Annotated in this window: 16 protein-coding genes and 1 tRNA gene; 11 read left to right on the top strand and 6 right to left on the bottom strand. The window is 57.8% G+C overall.

Annotated elements, in window-relative coordinates:
• Positions 1-301 precede the first annotated feature (301 nt).
• From BMW74_RS03740 to BMW74_RS03730, 3 genes are all read left to right on the top strand, one after another.
• Positions 302-2,044 carry an amidohydrolase gene (locus BMW74_RS03740; RefSeq protein ID WP_093413861.1) on the top strand — a complete coding sequence of 581 codons (1,743 nt, stop codon included), beginning with the start codon at positions 302-304 and terminating at the stop codon, positions 2,042-2,044.
• 450 nt (positions 2,045-2,494) lie between these two features.
• The gene (locus BMW74_RS03735; RefSeq protein ID WP_093413858.1) at positions 2,495-4,132 is read left to right on the top strand and encodes a methyl-accepting chemotaxis protein; all 1,638 of its coding nucleotides are present in this window, start codon (positions 2,495-2,497) and stop codon (positions 4,130-4,132) included.
• A gap of 356 nt (positions 4,133-4,488) precedes the next feature.
• Positions 4,489-4,573, top strand: a tRNA-Leu gene (locus BMW74_RS03730).
• A 286-nt stretch (positions 4,574-4,859) separates the two neighbouring features.
• Here BMW74_RS03730 and BMW74_RS24590 read toward each other — a convergent pair.
• The 3 genes from BMW74_RS24590 to BMW74_RS03720 all read right to left on the bottom strand — a co-directional run bounded on the left by BMW74_RS24590 (position 4,860) and on the right by BMW74_RS03720 (position 6,103).
• Positions 4,860-5,078: a hypothetical protein gene (locus BMW74_RS24590; RefSeq protein ID WP_139208364.1), complete on the bottom strand. Its 219-nt coding sequence runs from the start codon at positions 5,076-5,078 to the stop codon at positions 4,860-4,862.
• 208 nt (positions 5,079-5,286) lie between these two features.
• Positions 5,287-5,757 carry a hypothetical protein gene (locus tag BMW74_RS03725; RefSeq protein WP_093413856.1) on the bottom strand — a complete coding sequence of 157 codons (471 nt, stop codon included), beginning with the start codon at positions 5,755-5,757 and terminating at the stop codon, positions 5,287-5,289.
• 142 nt (positions 5,758-5,899) lie between these two features.
• A complete protein-coding gene (locus BMW74_RS03720; protein WP_093413853.1) occupies positions 5,900-6,103 on the bottom strand; it encodes a hypothetical protein in 204 nt (67 codons plus the stop codon).
• Positions 6,104-6,374: 271 nt separating this feature from the next.
• On the opposite strand from BMW74_RS03720, the gene BMW74_RS03715 reads away from it, so the two are divergent.
• The 8 genes from BMW74_RS03715 to BMW74_RS03680 all read left to right on the top strand — a co-directional run bounded on the left by BMW74_RS03715 (position 6,375) and on the right by BMW74_RS03680 (position 16,381).
• Positions 6,375-8,579, top strand: a complete 2,205-nt coding sequence (locus tag BMW74_RS03715) for an OsmC domain/YcaO domain-containing protein (protein ID WP_093413850.1) — start codon at positions 6,375-6,377, stop codon at positions 8,577-8,579.
• A gap of 443 nt (positions 8,580-9,022) precedes the next feature.
• Positions 9,023-9,265 (top strand): DUF1652 domain-containing protein, encoded by a 243-nt coding sequence (locus BMW74_RS03710; protein WP_093413848.1) that lies wholly within the window; start codon positions 9,023-9,025, stop codon positions 9,263-9,265.
• A 200-nt stretch (positions 9,266-9,465) separates the two neighbouring features.
• On the top strand, positions 9,466-9,714 hold the full coding sequence (locus BMW74_RS03705) for a hypothetical protein (RefSeq protein ID WP_093413845.1): 249 nt from the start codon (positions 9,466-9,468) through the stop codon (positions 9,712-9,714).
• A complete protein-coding gene (locus BMW74_RS03700; protein ID WP_093413842.1) occupies positions 9,714-10,409 on the top strand; it encodes an alpha/beta hydrolase in 696 nt (231 codons plus the stop codon). Before BMW74_RS03705 ends, BMW74_RS03700 begins: the two co-directional genes overlap by 1 nt.
• A gap of 391 nt (positions 10,410-10,800) precedes the next feature.
• The gene (locus tag BMW74_RS03695) at positions 10,801-13,632 is read left to right on the top strand and encodes a xanthine dehydrogenase family protein molybdopterin-binding subunit (protein WP_093413839.1); all 2,832 of its coding nucleotides are present in this window, start codon (positions 10,801-10,803) and stop codon (positions 13,630-13,632) included.
• A complete protein-coding gene (locus BMW74_RS03690) occupies positions 13,625-14,164 on the top strand; it encodes a (2Fe-2S)-binding protein (protein WP_093413836.1) in 540 nt (179 codons plus the stop codon). Before BMW74_RS03695 ends, BMW74_RS03690 begins: the two co-directional genes overlap by 8 nt.
• Before the next feature lie 2 nt (positions 14,165-14,166).
• Positions 14,167-15,408 carry a c-type cytochrome gene (locus tag BMW74_RS03685; RefSeq protein ID WP_093413833.1) on the top strand — a complete coding sequence of 414 codons (1,242 nt, stop codon included), beginning with the start codon at positions 14,167-14,169 and terminating at the stop codon, positions 15,406-15,408.
• 1 nt (position 15,409) lies between these two features.
• Complete coding sequence (locus tag BMW74_RS03680) at positions 15,410-16,381, top strand: XdhC family protein (RefSeq protein ID WP_093413830.1); 972 nt, start codon at positions 15,410-15,412, stop codon at positions 16,379-16,381.
• 242 nt (positions 16,382-16,623) lie between these two features.
• Here the strand turns inward: BMW74_RS03680 and BMW74_RS03675 are convergent, their stop codons facing one another.
• The 3 genes from BMW74_RS03675 to BMW74_RS03665 all read right to left on the bottom strand — a co-directional run bounded on the left by BMW74_RS03675 (position 16,624) and on the right by BMW74_RS03665 (position 19,393).
• On the bottom strand, positions 16,624-17,490 hold the full coding sequence (locus BMW74_RS03675) for a phosphatidylinositol-specific phospholipase C domain-containing protein (RefSeq protein ID WP_093413827.1): 867 nt from the start codon (positions 17,488-17,490) through the stop codon (positions 16,624-16,626).
• A gap of 175 nt (positions 17,491-17,665) precedes the next feature.
• The gene (locus BMW74_RS03670) at positions 17,666-18,961 is read right to left on the bottom strand and encodes a glycosyltransferase (protein ID WP_093413824.1); all 1,296 of its coding nucleotides are present in this window, start codon (positions 18,959-18,961) and stop codon (positions 17,666-17,668) included.
• Between the two features lie 69 nt (positions 18,962-19,030).
• Complete coding sequence (locus tag BMW74_RS03665) at positions 19,031-19,393, bottom strand: response regulator (protein ID WP_093413821.1); 363 nt, start codon at positions 19,391-19,393, stop codon at positions 19,031-19,033.
• Positions 19,394-19,473 lie beyond the last annotated feature (80 nt).

The raw sequence follows: 19,473 nt of genomic DNA, 5'->3' as shown, positions 1-19,473 counted from the left end.
CAACGCCGCGCAAACAGCGTCCGCCTCTGCGCGCCGCGATTGAGTGCGGCGGCCTGAGTTTCCAACTAATCGCCTCACCCTCCTCATTTGTAGAGGTCCATGCGACGCCTGCGCTCTGTATCGTTTACCCGTTATATATCAAGGATTTGTACGGTTCAGAGGGCGGGGCACTTTTTTGTCCTGAACATTACTCACCATGACGAATGCAATTTCTGAGCTAACAAAAAAAACGCGCATATCGCTGCGTAGCGAGGACTCACTCATCTCGTAGTTAGCCTAATAGAATCAATAAAGGTTTCTAATGCAACGATTTATTCCAAGTATGTTGGCCGCTGCACTGGCCTGCACCTCGCTGCACGTCATGGCCGCTGTCGATCTGGTACTCACCAATGGCAAGGTTTTTACCGGTGTTCCCGGTCAAGGCCTTGTTCAAGCCGTAGCGGTGGAAAACGGCAAAATCTTTCAAGTCGGTACCGATGCGCAGATCAACGCGCTGGCGGATGATAAAACTCAACGGATCGATCTTGGCGGCAAGGTTTTGATGCCGGGTATGATTGATACTCACAGCCATCCGGTGATGGCAGCCTTCGATAGCCTGCGAGCCAATCTGCTGGACGAAGTTAAGCCGTTGCCCGAGCTTGAGCAATGGATCATCAAACAGGATAAAGCGGGCAACGCGAGATCCGGGGACGTGATCACCATTGCTGGTGTCAGCTCGGCCTATTGGGAACAAAGTCGCGAACTGGGCCGGCGCTTCAATCAGGGCCGTTGGGCCGACCAGCCGATGGTTCTGAGCGGTATTGACGGTCATACCGGCTGGGCCAACAACGCCATGCTCAAACGTCTGAAAATCGATGCTGCGCTGGTAAAAAGCCTGCCAGAGAAAGAACGCAGCTATGTGGGCCACGAAGCTGATTTCACGCCCACGGGTTATGTTGCCGAGGCTCTCTGGGATCAGGTCCGAAACGAGGTTCCCTCAGCTAGCAAAGAGACAATGATAAAGGCCGCCCGGGAAGCGGTGAAAGTCAATAATGGATACGGTATTACCGGCTGGATGGACGCCGCGTCTAATGCGGGTCAGACCGACTCACTGTTCGATTTTACGGCAACGGAGCAGAGTTACGGCGTACTACCGTTCTACCGTGAGTTGGCCGAGAAAGGCGAACTCAGTGCCCACGTCGCCGCCTTGTTGCTGACCAACTCCAAAAGCAAGCCGGCCGACTTGGAAGTCCTGGCCAAGGTGATGAAAAAATTCGAAGGTGTGCCCAACCTGACATTCCCCGGCATCAAGATCTTTGCCGATGGCATTCTGGAGTTTCCAGGGCAGACCGCAGCGGTCATCGTCCCCTACACGAACAGTCATAAAACGGGTCAATTGCTGATCGATCCGAAGCGTTTTGGCGAGTTGGTGGTGGCGGTGGAAAAACGCAACTGGATCGTGCATGCACATGCAGACGGCGACCGTGCCGTACGTGAGGTGCTCAATGGCTTTGAATATGCGCGCAAGCTCAATCCAACGCCTGTAGCCCATAGCATTGCGCACTTGCAATTGGTCAATCCCGAAGACTTCCCACGTTTCAAACAACTGGGGGTCATCGCATCCATGCAACTGCTGTGGGCCACCGGCGAGAGTTACACCGAAGAACTGGTTAAGCCTTATATCAGCGCGTTTGCCTACGGTTACCAATACCCTGCTAAATCCTTACATGACGCGGGTGCAACGATCGCGGGTGGCAGCGATTGGCCAGTGTCGAGCCCCAACCCATGGCGCGCCATTGCTCAGGCCAGTACCCGAAAAGGCCCATTGGGGGTGCTTAACGCTAAGGAGAGCCTTGATCGCCAGACCATGTTCTATGCCTACACGATCAACGCTGCCAAGACCCTGCGCCTAGAGCATCAGATAGGCTCTATGGAGCCCGGTAAACAGGCAGATATGATCATCCTCGATCGCGATGTCTTCAACGTCAGCGATGACCAGTTGTCCGAGACCAGGGTCTTGAAAACTTTCTTCGCTGGTAAGCCGGTTTACGCGCACGACGCCTGATAACGCGATGAAAAACGTCTAACGCCGCCTCTGTGCGGCGTAGGCATTCTCATGCCTGAGTGCTGTTGACGCCAATGCTCAATTGACCCAGTTGTTGACATTTCACTGGCCCAGTCTGATTCCTCGTGAGCCATTACCTGTGCTGGGTTTGTGCCGATTAGGCGGTGGGGCATTCTTGCATCGGCACGTTCGGCATCGCTTTCAACTCCCGACGCCAATGGATGATTTTTATAGGTAACTACCCAAGTGAGAGGTCAGCGGACCTTGCCGGAATGCGTTCTTTCTGGAGGGACTATTTATTTAACGGCATGAATCGTATTCCCATTGAATTATTAAGGTTTTACGAGCAGGGGACGATACATTGATTGGCAATCGCGCATGGCTGTGTGACACCTCGATTCAACAGCCTGCACCAGGTATCTCTCGATACGTTTGATTCATAGGTACGGCATGACTTTGCGTAATCTCAATATTGCACCACGCTCGGCTCTGGGTTTTGGTTTGATGGCGTTACTGGTATTTGTACTGGGTGGTTTTACTCTGGTACAGATGTCAAAGTTGAGTGAGCAGTCGGATGTAGTGAGCGACGAGTGGATTCCTAGCGTTCTCGCCATCAATGAAGTGAGTCAGAGTTTTTTGCGCCTGCGCGCCTTGAACTTGCGGATACTACTGATGCGTGACGATCAGACGCTGCAGGCGAACGTGGCGCGCATTGATGAGCTGAAAACCAGCATGAAAAAGGCTCTTCGCGCTTATGAAGAGCTTATGGATCCACCCGAAAAAGCACCTGAAGATTTCGCGATTTATCAACGGCTGATTACCGCTGAGAACGCTTATCTGCGCGAGCAAGAGAAAATCATGGAGCTTTCGCGCCAGGGTCAGCTGGATGCAGCGTTGGCGGTCGTCAAAGGTGAACTGAACCAGCGCGCTGACGATATGAGCAACGCTCTGGCAGAACTGGTCAAGCTGAACAGCGACGGTGCATTTAAGCAGGCGGATATTTCAGCAGCGATGTTTCAGAGCTCACGTATCTGGATCATTGTAGCCATGTTGTTGGCGGGGTTGGTGACCGTAGTGCTGGCTTGGTTGCTAACCCGCAGCATCGTCGCGCCACTGGCGCGAGCGGTGGCAGTGGCTGAAACCGTGGCGACGGGCGACCTGACCGAAAACATTCAGGTCGAAGGCACGGATGAGCCCGCACGGTTGCTGGCGGCGCTTAAAACCATGCAGCAGAACTTGCGCAGTGCCATCCACAACATCGCTGATTCGTCCAGCCAGTTAGCTTCGGCTTCGGAGGAACTCTCTGCCGTCACCGAGGACTCGACTCGTGGCCTGCATCAGCAGAACGATGAAATCGAACAGGCCGCCACGGCGGTGAATGAAATGACTACAGCCGTGGAGGAGGTGGCACGCAATGCAGTCATCACCTCCGAAGCCTCTCAGGCTTCGGATCGTACCACTCAACATGGCCGCGAACAGGTGCGTCATACCGTTGACTCGATCACCGGTTTGGCCAACGACGTGACCGTCACTGCTGGTGAAGTCGAACACCTGGCGAGCAAGGTGCGCGACATCAGCAAGGTGCTGGACGTGATTCGCTCGATCGCCGATCAAACCAACCTGCTGGCCCTGAACGCGGCCATTGAAGCTGCCCGAGCTGGAGACGCCGGGCGTGGGTTTGCCGTGGTGGCCGACGAAGTACGGGCACTGGCGCACCGTACTCAGCAGTCAACGCAGGAAATCGAGCAGATGGTCGGTGGCATCCAGCAGGGTACCGATCAGGCGGTCAGCTCAATGCAGCGCAGCAACACTCTGGCGCGTAGCACCCTGGACGTGGCCGAGGCCGCAGGGAGGGCGCTGGACGAAATCGCGGTGGCGATCGCAGAGATTAACGAGCGCAACATGGTGATCGCCAGCGCCTCAGAAGAGCAGGCCCAGGTGGCTCGTGAAGTGGATCGCAACCTGATGAACATCCGCGATCTATCGCTGCAAAGCTCGGCTGGCGCCAACCAGACCAGCGCTGCCAGCCAAGAGTTGTCGCGCCTGGCAGTGGATCTTAATGGCATTGTGGCGCGATTCAAGGTCTGAGAAACGTCATGATCTGCGGCGCGTTTGAATATCACCCACATTGTTGGCAGGTAGAGCGAAAGCTGGTCGGCTCAACACCTTAGAACGCGACCGTTTTGTTGCACTGAATGAATCACCCCTGGATTTTGCGCACTACGAAAAATGTTTTACCACCAGCCGTTGTTGACCGTGCGGCGAGGCCCTTGGCTTCGGTGTCGTACACCACAATGTCGGATTTGTCTTCCGAGCACGTCAGATCGTTCAGCGCGGACTTGGTAAAATTGATTTTCCTGGCCGTAAGGGGTGACTCATTTCCTAAGTGATTGATTCTGGATTTGTTTTAGGGTTAAATCAGCGCCTGTTTTTGCATTTCCCATGCCCCGATGGTGAAATTGGTAGACACATCAGACTTAAAATCTGCCGCCGCAGGGCGTGCCGGTTCGATTCCGGCTCGGGGCACCAAACATATCAAGGGCCTGCGCGATTGTATCGCGAAGGCCCTTTTGTTTTTTCTTAGGAAATAACTCTTTCCGCAATCCGTCGCGGCCGGTCATTTGGTTGGGGCACCTTCATGCCTTTGCACAGCGCGCGATGTCGAGCCCTGGCTTTTCGGGCGTGAAAGTCATCACGGATCGCTCGGTGTGGATGGCGGGTGAGTGCAGTTGCGCATGCACGCTCGACTCTTAAACTTCTTCTGCGCTTACAATGGTTTAGCGGAATATTTCTGTTTTGAATAAAGTTAGATTAATTAGTTGTTGGAATTCTTGATGCAATTTTGATAAGTGTCCATTTGCGCGGCTTCGGCACTGAAGGACACAAGTTGAATTGGAGCGCGCCAATGCATCTCCATTTGCTCAAATGGAAACGGCCCAACATTGCGCTGGGCAATGGTCGATGAACCTGATTGCCAGGCTGGAATTAAAGCTGCGACTTTGGCCAACTGCTCGCATTGAGGTATAGGGTTCATCGACCTCTTTCTAACGTGTAGGTTTTCTTCTGGACACGGCAATGCCCTGTTCTGCGTAGGTTCGGGTATCGAGGGTGTGGGGCGCGAGGATCATCGCGCTAACGATCGGGCCGTCTTCGGTGTCGAACTGTTCGGAACCCCCTGATAGCTTCTTCCAAGCCGATCAGGAGAATTACCGATTGCGAACATGAGCATCCAACGACGGCACTTACTTATCAGTGGTGCACGCCACGAGGGCTGTATAGTCAGTCGCAGGCCAAAGGTAGTACCCGGAACTCATTCCAACGGCGTAATACTTCTCCGGCACGGCCCTGTCGCTGGCCCAATAAAACCCTTTGTTCCCGCCGCACTGATGGCTCATTGGCCAGCCGTGCACGGTACACATGTCGTCATTTTGAACAACCTCGGGATCGGGAAAAGAAACAGGCGACCTCGTCTTGCTTGTAAACAGCGTTTGCAGCTCAACAACAGTGGGCAAGCGCGCCTTGTCGCTTAAGCCTTTGCAGTAAACTTGTGCTTCAGGGCCGGTTCTTAATACGGTGTCAGGGGCTTGAAAGTTATCGAGCGATTTAGCTTCTACTGCTTTGATCGTTGGATCTTCAGCATGGCAGAGCGCGCTGCTGGTGGCCAAGAAGCTAAGAATCAGTGGTGTCGCCAGGTGTACAAAAGCCTTACCCAAATGTATTTACTCCCTGATGATTGAAATAGCCCCTGTTGCATACATCCACTCACCCAAACTCACGGTGTCGGTGGTGGCTGTACGACTTTTACATTTTGGAGGCATCAATGGCTGTTCTTTAACAACGGCACCACGACGGCGTTCAATGAAGAACCCTGCGGCTTTCGCCAATCCTGATTCGGTCCAGTGCCCGGTTTAGAGCGTCCAAGGCATCAAGCAGGGCTTTCGCCTCGGTCTCTCGGCCATCCCCCCACAGGCGTTCAGCCATCTTGTTCAGGGCTTGGATCGAGTTTTCGATATCTGCAGCGGATGCTGGCGCTTTTCTTTCCGGCTGTTGCTTCGGCATTCAGTATCCTTGCGGGCCGTCGTGACCACGAATAATCTACCGTCCTTGGCTCTGTACGAAAAGTACTGTCGCAAAGCTCATAGCGCTTTGCCATCGTCGCTTCCTGGCTTTGATGGCGGCGAATTCTACCGGAATCGATATTCCAAGGGGCTTCGTACACCGCCTTCGGGCTGGGAAGGCAGAACATGGCGGAAAGAAAACGCCACGCCTGCTGGCTAAAATCCGGATAATAGCGGCCAAATCATTTGGTTCGTTATTCTGGTAATCGCGCATGGAAATCAAGGTCAACTTTCTCGACAACCTTCGGCTTGAGGCCAAGTTTGATGACTTCACGGTGGTGGCCGACCAACCGATCCGCTACAAGGGCGATGGTTCGGCACCGGGTCCGTTCGATTACTTTCTGGCTTCGTCGGCGTTGTGTGCAGCTTATTTTGTGAAGTTGTACTGCGATACCCGCAATATTCCCACCGAGAACATCCGACTGTCGCAGAACAACATCGTTGACCCGGAAAACCGCTACAACCAGATTTTTAAGATTCAGGTCGAGTTGCCGGCGGACATCAGCGCCAAGGATCGCCAAGGCATTTTGCGTTCCATTGACCGTTGCACCGTAAAGAAGGTGGTGCAAACCGGGCCTGAGTTTGTGATTGAGGAAGTGGAAAGCCTGGATGCCGATGCCCAGGCGCTGCTGATGCCCCATTCTGCCTCAGAGGCGGGCACCTATGTCATGGGCAAGGATCTGCCGCTGGAACAAACCATCGCCAACATGTCGGGCATTCTGGCCGGTCTCGGCATGAAGATTGAAATCGCTTCATGGCGCAACATCGTTCCCAATGTGTGGTCGCTGCATATCCGCGATGCGCATTCGCCGATGTGTTTTACCAATGGCAAGGGCGCAACCAAGGAAGGCGCATTGGCGTCGGCGTTGGGCGAATTCATCGAGCGGCTCAATTGCAACTTCTTCTACAACGATCAGTTCTGGGGTGAGGACATCGCCAATGCGGCGTTTGTGCACTATCCGAACGAGCGCTGGTTCAAGCCTGGGCCGAAAGATGCACTGCCGAGTGAGATTCTCGACGAATATTGCCTGGAGATTTACAACCGCGATGGCGAGCTACAAGGTTCGCATCTGTATGACACCAACTCCGGTAATACGCAGCGCGGCATCTGCTCGCTACCGTTTGTTCGTCAGTCGGATGACGAGGTGGTGTATTTCCCCTCCAACCTGATCGAAAACCTGTTCCTGAGTAATGGCATGAGTGCCGGTAACACGCTGGCCGAAGCGCAGGTGCAATGCCTCTCGGAGATCTTCGAGCGCGCGGTCAAGCGCGAGATTCTCGAAGGTGAAATGGCACTGCCGGACGTGCCGCAGGAGGTGCTGGCGAAGTACCCGGGGATTCTGGCCGGGATTCAGGGCCTGGAAGAGCAGGGCTTCCCAGTCCTGGTCAAGGATGCTTCGCTGGGCGGTGAGTTCCCGGTGATGTGCGTGACCTTGATGAACCCACGTACCGGCGGGGTGTTCGCCTCGTTCGGCGCACACCCAAGTTTTGAAGTGGCGTTGGAGCGCAGCCTGACGGAATTGCTCCAGGGGCGTAGTTTTGAAGGCCTGAACGATTTGCCGCAGCCGACCTTTGAAGGTCATGCGGTGACCGAACCGAACAACTTTGTTGAGCACTTCATCGACTCCAGCGGGGTGGTGTCGTGGCGCTTTTTCAGTGCCAAGTCTGACTTTGAGTTTGTCGAGTGGGACTTCTCCGGCCAGGGTGAAAACTCCAATGCCGAAGAAGCCGCGACGTTGTTCGGGATTCTCGAAGACCTCGGCAAACAAGTGTATATGGCGGTGTACGACGACCTGGGCGCCACGGCCTGCCGCATTCTGGTGCCGGACTACTCGGAAATTTATCCGGTGGACGACCTGATCTGGGATAACACCAACAAAGCCCTGCAATTCCGCGCCGATATCTTGAACCTGCACAGCTTGAGCAAAGTTGGTTTGAGAACACTGGCCAAGCGCTTGGAAGACAGTGAGCTGGATGATTACACCGACATCACCACCTTGATCGGCATCGAATTTGACGACAATACCCCTTGGGGTAAGTTGACGATCCTTGAGTTGAAACTGCTGATCTATGTGGCCCTGCAGAAGTTTGAGCAGGCGAAGGATCTGGTGGAAGCCTTCCTGCAGTACAACGACAACACGGTCGAGCGTGGGTTGTTCTATCAGGCGTTGAATGTGGTGCTGGAAGTGCAACTGGACGACGACCTGGAGCTGGCCGATTACGAAGTCAACTTCCGACGCATGTTCGGCAACTCGCGGATGGACGCCGCGATCGGCTCGGTAGATGGTAGCGTGCGTTTCTATGGGTTGACACCAACCAGCATGAAGCTGGAAGGTCTCGACCGGCACCTGCGCTTGATCGACAGCTACAAAAAGCTGCACACGGCACGCGCCAATGCGGCGGCCTTGTCTCGTTAACGGTGAGCAATGCCCGGCCCTGAACTAGGCCCGCAGCGGTTTCACACACAAACGCCCGGTGCATTGCATCGGGCGTTTTGCGTGACGCCGAGTCTGTGAGTGCTTGCGCCAACAGCCGGTTGCCGATCAATGGGATGTCGTGAAAAAAGTGCATTTATTCAATGGCTTATCTGAAATATTAAGAAACATTCACACGTAAATATCTTGTAACAAGATAATTGCGAAGGTAAGATTGCGTCGCGTTCACCTACCACGGTTTATGCATTTTTAAGCCCCAAGTCTCCATCAGCTGCTTGGGCTTTTTTTTGTCCGAAATTTGAGGGCAGGCCGGCAAAGTGTGACCGTACTAGCACTTTGCACTTAATTCTTTCGCATACGCCAGGTTCGACTAGTCTGAGAGGCTGAAGCACCCATTTCATCATCGGTATCTGCGGGTCAACGTCATGCTGCCTATCAGCGAACTTCGTCATATCGTGGAGTCTGGATTCTGTCCATTGGCCTGCACCTGCACGGTGAATGTCGACGGTTCGCTGAGGATCACCGTGTTCGAACCCGAGTCCGGCGGAGTGAAGCTATTGCTCACGGGTGTATCGACGGCGCGGCTGACCAGTATTCGCGATATCTCCAATCTCATTGGCGAACTGCGCACCGAGTTAACCGCTGGGCGCCGGGCTTTTGCAGGCTGAGCAGTGGCTTGCCGGTGCGTGAACTCTCCCTCGACTATCCTCAACCCTGCGCCTGATATCTCGGGCCTTCATCGCGCCGCCTGCCAGATTCCCGGGACGGCGGTTGCATACGGTGGGCGCAAGGTCTATCAATTTCCTTGCGTTGCCTCAGCTTTCGCAGCTGGTGCAGTCCACATCCGTTCAACGTGGAGGGAACTGCCATGCCACTTAACAAACCAGAGCAGCACTTGCGTGCTGACCTCAAGGATATTGCCTCTGAATTGCGTTGGTCAGCGGTGGAGATGAAATCCATTGCCGAGCGCCTGAAACAGTCGGGTAATCCGGTCGATGCCGAGTCTCTGCTAAGAATGTGCGAGGTGTTCGAGCGAACCGAGGCGCGATTGAACAGCTACGCCGATGAAGTCAAGGCCCACAAAATCAACCTGTCTAGTCAGTTGGGAACGGTGTGATGAGCGACAAACCCACGATTGTTCTGGTACATGGTTTTTGGGGCGGTGCGGCGCACTGGAACCGGGTGATTGGCGAACTGTTGCGACTGGGGCATAGCCGGATTCGGGCGGTTGAACTGCCCTTGACCTCCCTGGCCGATGATGCCGAGCGCACGCGCAAGATGATCGCGCAACAGGACGGGCCCGTGTTGCTGGTTGGCCACTCCTATGGTGGTGCGGTGATCACCGAAGCCGGTAATCAAGCCAATGTCGCGGGCCTGGTGTTCATCGCCGCCTTTGCCCCGGATGCCGGAGAGAGTCCAGGCGGTATCACCCAGGAGCATCTGCCGGTGGCGGCCACCAACCTGGTACCTGACAGCGACGGCTATCTGTGGGTCAGTCCCGAGCTGTACCACGAAAGCTTCTGCCAGGATTTGCCCGCGAATGAAGGGCTGGTCATGGGCATCACCCAAAAGGCGCCGCTGGCCAGTACCTTTGGCAACACCATCAGTCTGCCGGCCTGGAAGAACAAGCCGTCGTGGTATCAGATCTCCAGCGATGACCGGATGATTGCCCCGCAAAACCAGCAGCGCATGTCGGCGAGACTGAACGCCAGGAAAGTCATCACCTTGCAGGCCAGCCATGCATCGCTGGCATCAATGCCGGTGCAGGTGGCAGCGCTTATCGACGAGGCGGCGATGGCCGTTACGGAGTAAAACCGCCACACCCGGTCTTGCGCCGGGTGTGGCCTGGCGTGCCGGACTCGACAGCCGTTTCTCTCTGGTCTACCTCTCAAGCCCTGCTTTAAGCGCAATGCCGTTCACTTAAGGGCGTCCCGATATCGAAGAAGTACTCGTGGCGAGATGACCTTAAGTGAACAGTATTGTGCGTTAAGCGGGGTTTTTCGTTGATGGCCGTAAGGATATTTTCCCTCGAACTACTATTACTTTTGCCGAGGCCGGACAAACGCTATAAAGTTAACCTCCCGGTCAAATTTTCAACTTGTCCAGCCCTTTGCATTGTCAGGAAGGGCTTTTGTGTGACCTGAGATTTCTTCGTAGACCATAACGACATGGACGGATTTCATAGCCGTCCAGAGGATGATCCATGTCCAACCGTGATATATCCCGACGCTCCTTCCTGCAGGGCGGGTTGATTGCGGGTGTCAGCGTAACGCTGACCCCACTCAGCACCCAGGCACTGGCGGCCTTGATGGAAAACAGCGTGACCGTGCCGTCCGAACTATGGCTTGGCAACAACGGCAAGGCACGCATGCGTAACGATTCCCTGTCCAAGGTCTGCGGCAGCAAAGTGTTTGCCCGCGACATTCGTGCCAAGGACATGCCGGGCTGGCCCCAGCAGCAGGGCCACGCGATGTTGCTCAAGACCATTCGCGCCGACCGCCTCTATGAAGGATTTGACCTGTCGTTGCTCGGCGCCGAGTTGCAGCCGGACCGCATCGTCACCGCCGAGGACCTGGACAAGGACGGGATTGTCTTCCCGGAAGACCACGCCCCCGATCCATTGCTGCCCACCGGTAAGGTGCCAATGTTCATCGGCCATCCGGTGGCGATCCTGATCTGGAACGATTTCGAACGCTTCCGCCAGGCCAAGAACCTGCTCAAGTTCAACGACAAGGCGATCCGCTACGGCGCCCAGGTGCCGTTCTATACCCGCGATCCCTATGGCAGCTTCCGCTATGTGCGGGTAGGCGGTGCGACCTCGGCCGACGAAGATGAATTCGCCAGCCTCAAGGACTCGATCCTGTTCCCGATGATTCGGGAACGACGCCCGGTGTGGAATGCCCAACCCAATGTGCATGGCAACCTGACCGAGCGCGGTCTGTTCTATGCCGACCGCATGCAGCAGCAGTTGGAGGCCCCGCCAGAAAATTGGATGGTGTTCGACCAGCGCTACAAGACACCGTCCATCGAGCCGGCGGCCCTGGAGGCGGACAACGGTAACGGCTGGTACGACCCGGCCACCAAGACCCTGCACTTTGTCGTCGCCACCCAATGCCCGCTGGAGGCCGCGACGGAAACCGCGAAGATGGTCGCACCGTCGCGCTTCGGCCTGGCCAACCTGAACCTGCACCCGGGCTACACCGTGGGCTACGGTTCCAAGGACCACAATATCTTCGTCTACTACGCAGCCCTGGCCGCGTTGTATGGCGCCGGTGTGCCGGTACGCCTGGCCAACGACCGCTATGAGCAGTTCCAGAGCGGCATCAAGCGTCACCCGTTCGACATTCGCTATCAACTGGCCGTCGACAAGCAAGACCACACCTTCAAGATCTTCCGCGCCGACATGACCGTCGACGGCGGGGGGCGGATCAACTACAGCCCATCGGTGGCCGCCGTTGGTGCGACCGCGGCGCAGTCGATCTACTACATGCCGCAGAACGACCTGCAAGTGACCGCGTACCACTCGCGCGGTGTCGAAGCTGGCTCCATGCGCGGTTACGGCACCCTGCAAAGCATGGCCGCCACCGAGATGATGGTGGACGAGATTGCCGATCGCCTGGGCATCGATGCTATCGATCTGCGCAAGAAAAACGTGCTGCTCTCGGGCATGAAGAACACCCAGGGCGCGGTGCCCGCCGGTGCCTTGCGCCTGCACGAAATCCTGGAGAAGGCCGCCGGTTTTGACCTGTGGAGGAAACGCCACGCACTGAAGTCGCAGGAAGACGCCAAGGACCCGGATAACTGGTACGGCATCGGCTTTGCCATCTGCCAGAAAGACTTCGGCACCGGTTCCGAAGCGCCGATGGCCAGCGTCGAATTCACGGCCGAGGGCCACATCACGCTGCGCCACATCGGCATTGAAATTGGCACCGGCATGTCGACGTCCCAGGCCCTGGTGGTTGCCGATTTCCTTGGCTTGCCAGCCAACGAAGTGAAGACGGGCGAGACCCAGTGGGGCGAGTTGCAACTGACCAGCAGCGGCAACCCGTACATCATGAGCCAGGTCGAGCAAGACAGTGTGCTGCGCAACCCGCGCTGGGTTGGCAAGGTGGCCTCGGCGTCATCGGCCACCAACTCGGCGTATTACTTCAGTCACGCCACCCGTGAAGCGGCGCGCGTACTGTTCAATCACAGCCTGTGGCCGGCGGCCATGGAGATCTGGCGCCAAGGCCCGTTCGGTGGCCAGGCCAACCCTTACGTGGTCCGTCGCGAAGACGCCCACTGGGTCGACGGCAAGCTGACCGCCAATGGCATGGAGCCCTTACCGTTTGCCCAACTCGCCAAGCGTGCCCACGAGCGCGGCCTGGTGACGGGTGCCAGCGTGCATGGTTTCAACCGCTGGAGCTGGGCCGAGGCTGAATACAGCATCAACGGTGTGAGTGAGCGCTTGCCCATCGACGCCCTGGCCGTGAAGTACGGCGACGGTGCACCGAAAGCCAAGCTGGCCCAGATGACCAGCGCCGGCTTCCACCTGCTTGACCGGCAGAATGTGGTCTATCCGGCGACCCAGTTGAACAACGCGGCGGTGACGTACTACAGCCCGGTGGCGACGATTGTCGAATTGAAAGTGAACAAAGGCTCGGGCGAGGTGCAGGTACTCAACCACCACTCCTGGTTGGAGTGCGGTCGAGTGCTGGTGCCGGAACTGGTCAAGGGCCAGCTCGAAGGCGGGATTGCCATGGGCATCGGCCACGCACTGCTGGAAGACATGCCGTTGTATGAAGGTGGACCGGGGGAGGGTGACTGGAACTTCAACCGTTATCGCCTGCCGCGCGCCAAGGACGTTGCGGTCTGGAAGCAGACCTCGGAGATCCTTCCACCCTTGTCGCCAAGCGACCCGTCCAAGGGCATCGCTGAAGTGGTGATGATCCCGGTGGTGGGCGCTATCGCCAACGCCGTGGCCCACGCCATCGGTAAACGAGTCCGTGACCTGCCTATCACTCCAGCGCGCATCAAGGAGGCCCTCAATGGCTAACCGTCCGCTTCACATGACCCTCAATGGTCAATCCGTCGGTCCCGTGGAGGTCCCTGAAGATCTGCCGATGATCGACTACCTGCACGAATACCGAAACCTCACCGGCTCGCGCCTGGGCTGTGGCCAGGGCATCTGCCACGCCTGTGTGGTGATCGTCGACAACCCGGACGGCACCAGCGAAGAAGTGCGCACCTGCATCACCGGCGCACACTACTTTGAAGGCAAGAAGATCCGCACCATCGAGGGTCACGCCAAGCGCGATGAAGCCGGCCAGGTCACTGAACTGAACCCGATCCAGCAACGCTTCGTCGATGAGTTCGCGTTCCAGTGCAGCTACTGCGCGCCCGGTTTCGTCAACGCGGCGACCGTGCTGGTGGAAAAGCTCCAGCGCCAGCCGATCAAGCAAAGCCAGCTCGAAGCGGCGATCGAAGACAGCCTCGGCCATCACATCTGTCGCTGCACCGGCTACGTGCGCTACTACAGCGCCACGCGCCATGTGCTGACCGATCTTGGCCTGGTCAAGGAGGGTTAAGCATGAAACGACTCCTTTGCAGCCTCGGCGGTGCAGTTGGCCTGGCAGTTTCGCTGATGGCCACACACGCCCAGGCGGACGACCAGCAGGTCACGCGCGGTGAATACCTGGCGCGGGCGGCGGACTGCATGGCCTGCCACACCGCGCCCGGCGGCGCACCCTATGCCGGTGGCCTGCCGATTGTGTCGCCGTTTGGCACCATCTACGGCACCAACATCACCCCGGACAAGGACCACGGCATCGGCCTGTACAGCGACGACGAGTTCTTCGCCGCGCTGACCGAAGGCAAGCGCCGCGATGGCGCCAACCTGTACCCGGCCATGCCGTACACCTCGTATCACCTGGTGCCGCGCGCGGACTCGGATGCGATTCATGCGTACCTCAAGACCGTCGCGCCGATCAACCGCGCCGCGCCGGCCACCCGCCTGAACTTCCCGTTCAATGTGCGCCTGGGCCTGATGGGCTGGAACATGCTCTACGCCAAGGACGTGAAACTGGCGCCGACCGAGGGCAAGAGTGAGCAGTGGAAACGCGGCCAGTACATGGTCGACGTGCTCGGTCACTGCGGCGAATGCCACACCCCGCGCAACCTGACCGGCGCCATGCAGCAAGATAAACGCATGACCGGCGGACTGCTCAATGGCTACCTGGCGCCCAGCCTGCTGGCCAACGACCTGGCGGCCCGTGGTTGGAATCAGCAGGACCTGAGCGCCTTCCTCAAGCACGGCATGAGCGCCCAAGGCACAATGTTCAACGAGATGTTCCCGGTGTTCCACAACAGCACCCAGCACCTCACCGACCCGGACCTGGCGGCCATGGCCACCTTCCTGCTCGGTGACCAACCGCCCCAGGCCAAGGTGCTGACCGCCGTGGCGCCGGACACACTCACCGCCAGCGCCCAGCGCGGCCGCCAGGACTACCTGAACGTTTGCGCCGGTTGTCACGGTGGCAATGGCGAAGGCAAGCCGCACATCGCCGTGGCCATGCAGGGCAACACCACGCTGCGCCTGGAAGACCCTCGCAACCTGTTGCGGGTGATCGACGACGGCATTGGCGAGCAGCAGTTTTCAGGGTTCGAACGCATGCAGCCAATGCCGGGGTTTGCCGACAAGCTGAGCGCGCAACAGAGCACCGACCTGATCAACTACCTGCGCCAGACGTGGGGTGGTCAACCGGCTGATCTGTTGGTCAGTCAGATCGAACAACTCAAGGCAGACGCCCCCACCGAGCACAAGGCGCCCTGACATGCAGCATCTTGACTTGCAAGTGATACGCCGTGCGCTGGCCTGGTCCAGTATGGGCCAGCGGGTGTGGGTGTGCAGCGTGCTTGGCACCTATGGCTCGGCGCCTCGCGCGCCGGGCTCGATGCTGGCGGTCAACGCCAGCGGGCACTGGATTGGCTCGCTGTCGGGGGGCTGTGTCGAGGATGACTTTCTCGAACGCATGGCCGAAGGACTGTTCAACGACGCGGTCGCGGTGGTGCGATACGGCGACACCGATGACCCGCGTTCCCGCGTCAAACTGCCCTGTGGCGGCGTGCTCGATGTGTTGGTGGAAAAGCTTGAACCGGACTGTGAGGCCCAGGCCCACCTGCGCGAGCTGGAGGCGGCATTGCTCGGCCAGCGGCGCCTGATCCGCGAAGTCGACTTGCAAAGCGGCGCCCGCAGCCTGCTGGTTGACCGCGAGCACGGCCCGCGCATCGAGCGGGAAATCGACCGCGTGCGCATCCGTATCGGTGCGGCGCAGCGCTTGTTGCTTGCCGGATACTCCAGCGTGGCGCAGGCCTGCGCCGAGTTTGCGGTGGGCCTGGGCTTCGAAGTGATTCTGTGCGACCCGCGTGATGAGGTGCTTGAAGGCGTGCAGCTTGAGAACGTCGAGATCCGTCGTGAGTTGCCCTCGGTGTTCATTGCCGACGGCGGTTGCCACAGCGATACCGCCGTGGTGGCGCTGACTCACGATCCACGTATCGACGACCTCGCGATGATGGAGGCCGTGCGCACCGAAGCGTTCTACATCGGGGTGATGGGTTCCCTGCAAACCTCGCGCAAGCGTTTTGAGCGCTTGCGTCGCATCGGTGGCCTGGGGGACGCCGAACTGGCGCGGATTCACGCGCCCATCGGCCTCAACCTGGGCAGCAAGACCCCGGCGGAAATCGCCCTGGCGGTGCTCGCCGACATCCTGCGCATTCGCAGCGGTATTGCGCGGGATCGGCTCTGAACGGATAGGCGCTGGGTGGATCTGGCCGCCCCAGCGCCTTCGCCGGCCAGCCGGTCTCGCTCCCACAAGGGATTGCGATTGGACGCGGAATTTGTGTTCGCAGCAGACCAGCGTAGGAGCGAGGCTTGCCCGCGAAGAGGTCGGCACATGCAACATCAGCATTGACTGACCCAGCGTCTTCGCCGGCAAGCCGGTCTCGCTTCCACAAGGCGTTCTCTTGCCCACTGAGCCGCTCGCCACCTTCAGGATTTGAGCAAGCCCTTCGAGTGATTGACTTGTCGGCAATAGTCGACCAAATCGGTGTCAGTGATGAAGTCGGCATTGATGATGCTGCACTTGGGCGCCCACGCAGACGTTGGGCCAAACCACTCATTGAGTTCTTGGGTGATTCTTTTTACCCCCGCCAACTCCCCATAACAGGTAGCCGATAAGGACCAGAGTACATTTTTCTGGGAGGGGTAACTTAGCGTGTCTTGAATGTGTTGTTTTAGTTCGTTGGGCGAGATGATGTCCTTGCCGCTCCAGGCGTGTTTGATTTTTCTCCAGTATGTCGCCGAATACAGATCGGGATGGCCCTCTATGGCGAGCACTATTCGTTGCCTAGGGCTGAACTTTTTAAGTTCGCCAAGGGTGAAGTGACTGTTCCGTTCGGGGATCAACCGCTCCCCCAGCTCGCTCATGATGACGTCATGAAACCCCTTGTAGTCGAAACGCTTATCGTCCAGTCCGCGAAGTTCATGGATGTCGAGAATGATGAACTCATCCGGGTTGTTATCCAGGAAGAAGGTCAGGCTTTTTATCAATTCGCTCAAGGAGCGGCCGTTGAACAGTTTCGCCCCATGGAAGGTATGAAACTTCTTGATGCCGAGCCAATGCTCATCGCAATGAAAACGCAGGTCGAGTGCCCGTACGCCTTCGTTAAGTTGTTGAATGAACGGCCGATTCTGGCAGACGAACCAATTGGCCAGCAGGCGAATGGAGGGCGAGAAAGGTACGTCGAAGTCGATCCCCGCGTTATGTGCGCCAGGCCAGACGAGTTCCGTGAGCGTTAGTTTGTCGATGGAGGAAGTTGCAGACATCCATTGTTTTCTGAGTGGGTCTTTGTTCATGGTGCACTCCGTTGCAATTAATAAACTCGCTACGTAGCGCCACTCCGTAGTGGGTAGGCGCCGGTGTGAGCTGAGTTATATTTAGAAGTGCGGGGTTGTGCAAGTTTTCAGCGGTATCAATTTATTGGATATTAATGATTGGGTGTGGGCGTTGATAATGAAATTCCGTGCGTCATTAGTGAGGCGACTTATTCTTTTCTTCGATCCACTGCGACATGTACTGGGTACTTTTGTGCTGATGATGACGCAACATGGCGCCGATGAAGTTCTGTTGGCGCAGTTGCTCAAGGTTGTTGTGGGCAGTGTGCAAGCGTTCGATCAACGCCGGGCCATGCACCGCCTGGCGGTAGTGTGCCGCCAGTAGCGCCGTGCCTGCCTCTTGGGCCTGGGTCCATTGCGCCTTGTCCTGATACAGGCGCACAGCCGCCGCTGCCAGGTCCTCGGCCGTTTCACCCATCGCCCCAGGCCACGGCATCGCGCCGGACATGCCTTCGGCACCGATGGGGGTGGTGACAGTGGGCGTGCCACAGAGCATGGCGTCGACAATCTTGCCCTTGATCCCGGCGCCAAAGCGCAAGGGCGCCAGGCAGATGCGCGCAGCCGACATCACTTGCAACGCGTCCTCGGCCCAATTCATCACGTGAAAGCCCTGGGCCGGGTTGTGCAGGGCGGTGGCCTTGGGTGGGGTGTACGCGCCATAGATGTGCAGCTGTGCGCCAGGCAGTTGCTGGCGAATCAACGGCCACAGGGTGGTCTTCATCCACAACACCGCGTCCCAGTTCGGCGCGTGGCGGAAGTTGCCGATGCTGAGGAAGTGCGCCCGATCCTCGAAAGGCACGAAGGGCTGCGTGGGCAGGTCGGGCATCAACGGGCACCAGTGCAGCACGCTGGGCGGCAGCTTGAATTGCTCGACCAGCAACGCGATCTCGACCGGCGAGATCATCAGGTTGAGGTCACAACGCAACAGCGCGGCGATTTCCCGCTTGGCCAGGTCAGTGCCGGCCATCAGGGCGAATTCCTGGGGCAGGTCGGGGGCGAACAGCGAGGTGAAATCATTGAGGTCGTCGCTGGCCTTGAGTCGCTCTTTCAGGCGCTGATGGCGGGCATGGCGCAGGCTCTGCAGGTCCGAGGTTTCCAGCACACGCAGGGCCTGGGGGCAGTGTTTCTCCACCCGCCAGCCGAATTGCTCCTCCATCATGAACTGGTCGAACAGCACGATGTCCGGGGCCAACTCGCTGACAAAGGTGTCAAAGCTGCTGTTATTGAGTTCGATGGCGCATTCACGAATGCCCAGGGCGCTCAGGTCTGCCTTGTGCTCACCGGCGCCCGCCGGGCTGGCGAAGGTAATGTCCCAGCCTTGCTTGAGAAACGTCTCGAGGATCTGCATGACATGTCCGCTGGCGGCGGACGAGCGCGGCTCGGGCCAAACGTAACCAATGACCAGGACCTTGGTTGCGCGAGACAGACTCATGGGCGGTATTTCCTTGAAACGACAGGTGGGCGGGCAGGACGCGGGGGCGCCATTAAACCACAGGCAGGGTCACGCCTGGCCCAGCAGGCGCTTGACCGTGTCGCGCAACTGATCGATAGAGAACGGCTTGCCGATGACGGACATCCCCTTGGGCACCTCAAGGCTGTCGGCGTAACCGCTGGCAAACAGGATCGGCAGGGTTGGGCGCAGCGCCCGAGCCCGTGCGGCCAACGCCTTGCCATCCATTCCCGGCAAGCCCACGTCGGTCATCAGCAGGTCGATGGTTTGTGCGTCATCGTCGAGCATTGCCAGGGCGGCCTGGCTTCCGTCTGCCTCAAGCACCTTGAATGCCAGCTCTTCCAATACATCCTTGATCAGCATGCGCACGATGGCATCGTCTTCGACGATCAGGACAGTAGAGGGAGTAGGCATAGGGCAGGAACTCTCGAATAGGGAAATAGATGACGGTCAGTTAGCCCGGCTTTTTTCAGTCACTGGCGGGACTGGATCAG

Source organism: Pseudomonas sp. ok272, assembly GCF_900109995.1.
In the GTDB taxonomy this organism is placed as follows: domain Bacteria; phylum Pseudomonadota; class Gammaproteobacteria; order Pseudomonadales; family Pseudomonadaceae; genus Aquipseudomonas.
This window is presented reverse-complemented; position numbering and strand designations above follow the sequence as displayed.

Coding starts and splice junctions, on each gene's coding strand:
- BMW74_RS03675 (WP_093413827.1), bottom strand. CDS start 17,490: ATGAACAAAGACCCACTCAGAAAACAATGGATGTCTGCAACTTCCTCC.
- BMW74_RS03685 (WP_093413833.1), top strand. CDS start 14,167: ATGAAACGACTCCTTTGCAGCCTCGGCGGTGCAGTTGGCCTGGCAGTT.
- BMW74_RS03740 (WP_093413861.1), top strand. CDS start 302: ATGCAACGATTTATTCCAAGTATGTTGGCCGCTGCACTGGCCTGCACC.
- BMW74_RS03710 (WP_093413848.1), top strand. CDS start 9,023: ATGCTGCCTATCAGCGAACTTCGTCATATCGTGGAGTCTGGATTCTGT.
- BMW74_RS03720 (WP_093413853.1), bottom strand. CDS start 6,103: ATGCCGAAGCAACAGCCGGAAAGAAAAGCGCCAGCATCCGCTGCAGAT.
- BMW74_RS03670 (WP_093413824.1), bottom strand. CDS start 18,961: ATGAGTCTGTCTCGCGCAACCAAGGTCCTGGTCATTGGTTACGTTTGG.
- BMW74_RS03690 (WP_093413836.1), top strand. CDS start 13,625: ATGGCTAACCGTCCGCTTCACATGACCCTCAATGGTCAATCCGTCGGT.
- BMW74_RS03700 (WP_093413842.1), top strand. CDS start 9,714: ATGAGCGACAAACCCACGATTGTTCTGGTACATGGTTTTTGGGGCGGT.
- BMW74_RS03695 (WP_093413839.1), top strand. CDS start 10,801: ATGTCCAACCGTGATATATCCCGACGCTCCTTCCTGCAGGGCGGGTTG.
- BMW74_RS03680 (WP_093413830.1), top strand. CDS start 15,410: ATGCAGCATCTTGACTTGCAAGTGATACGCCGTGCGCTGGCCTGGTCC.
- BMW74_RS24590 (WP_139208364.1), bottom strand. CDS start 5,078: ATGAACCCTATACCTCAATGCGAGCAGTTGGCCAAAGTCGCAGCTTTA.
- BMW74_RS03715 (WP_093413850.1), top strand. CDS start 6,375: ATGGAAATCAAGGTCAACTTTCTCGACAACCTTCGGCTTGAGGCCAAG.
- BMW74_RS03665 (WP_093413821.1), bottom strand. CDS start 19,393: ATGCCTACTCCCTCTACTGTCCTGATCGTCGAAGACGATGCCATCGTG.
- BMW74_RS03705 (WP_093413845.1), top strand. CDS start 9,466: ATGCCACTTAACAAACCAGAGCAGCACTTGCGTGCTGACCTCAAGGAT.
- BMW74_RS03735 (WP_093413858.1), top strand. CDS start 2,495: ATGACTTTGCGTAATCTCAATATTGCACCACGCTCGGCTCTGGGTTTT.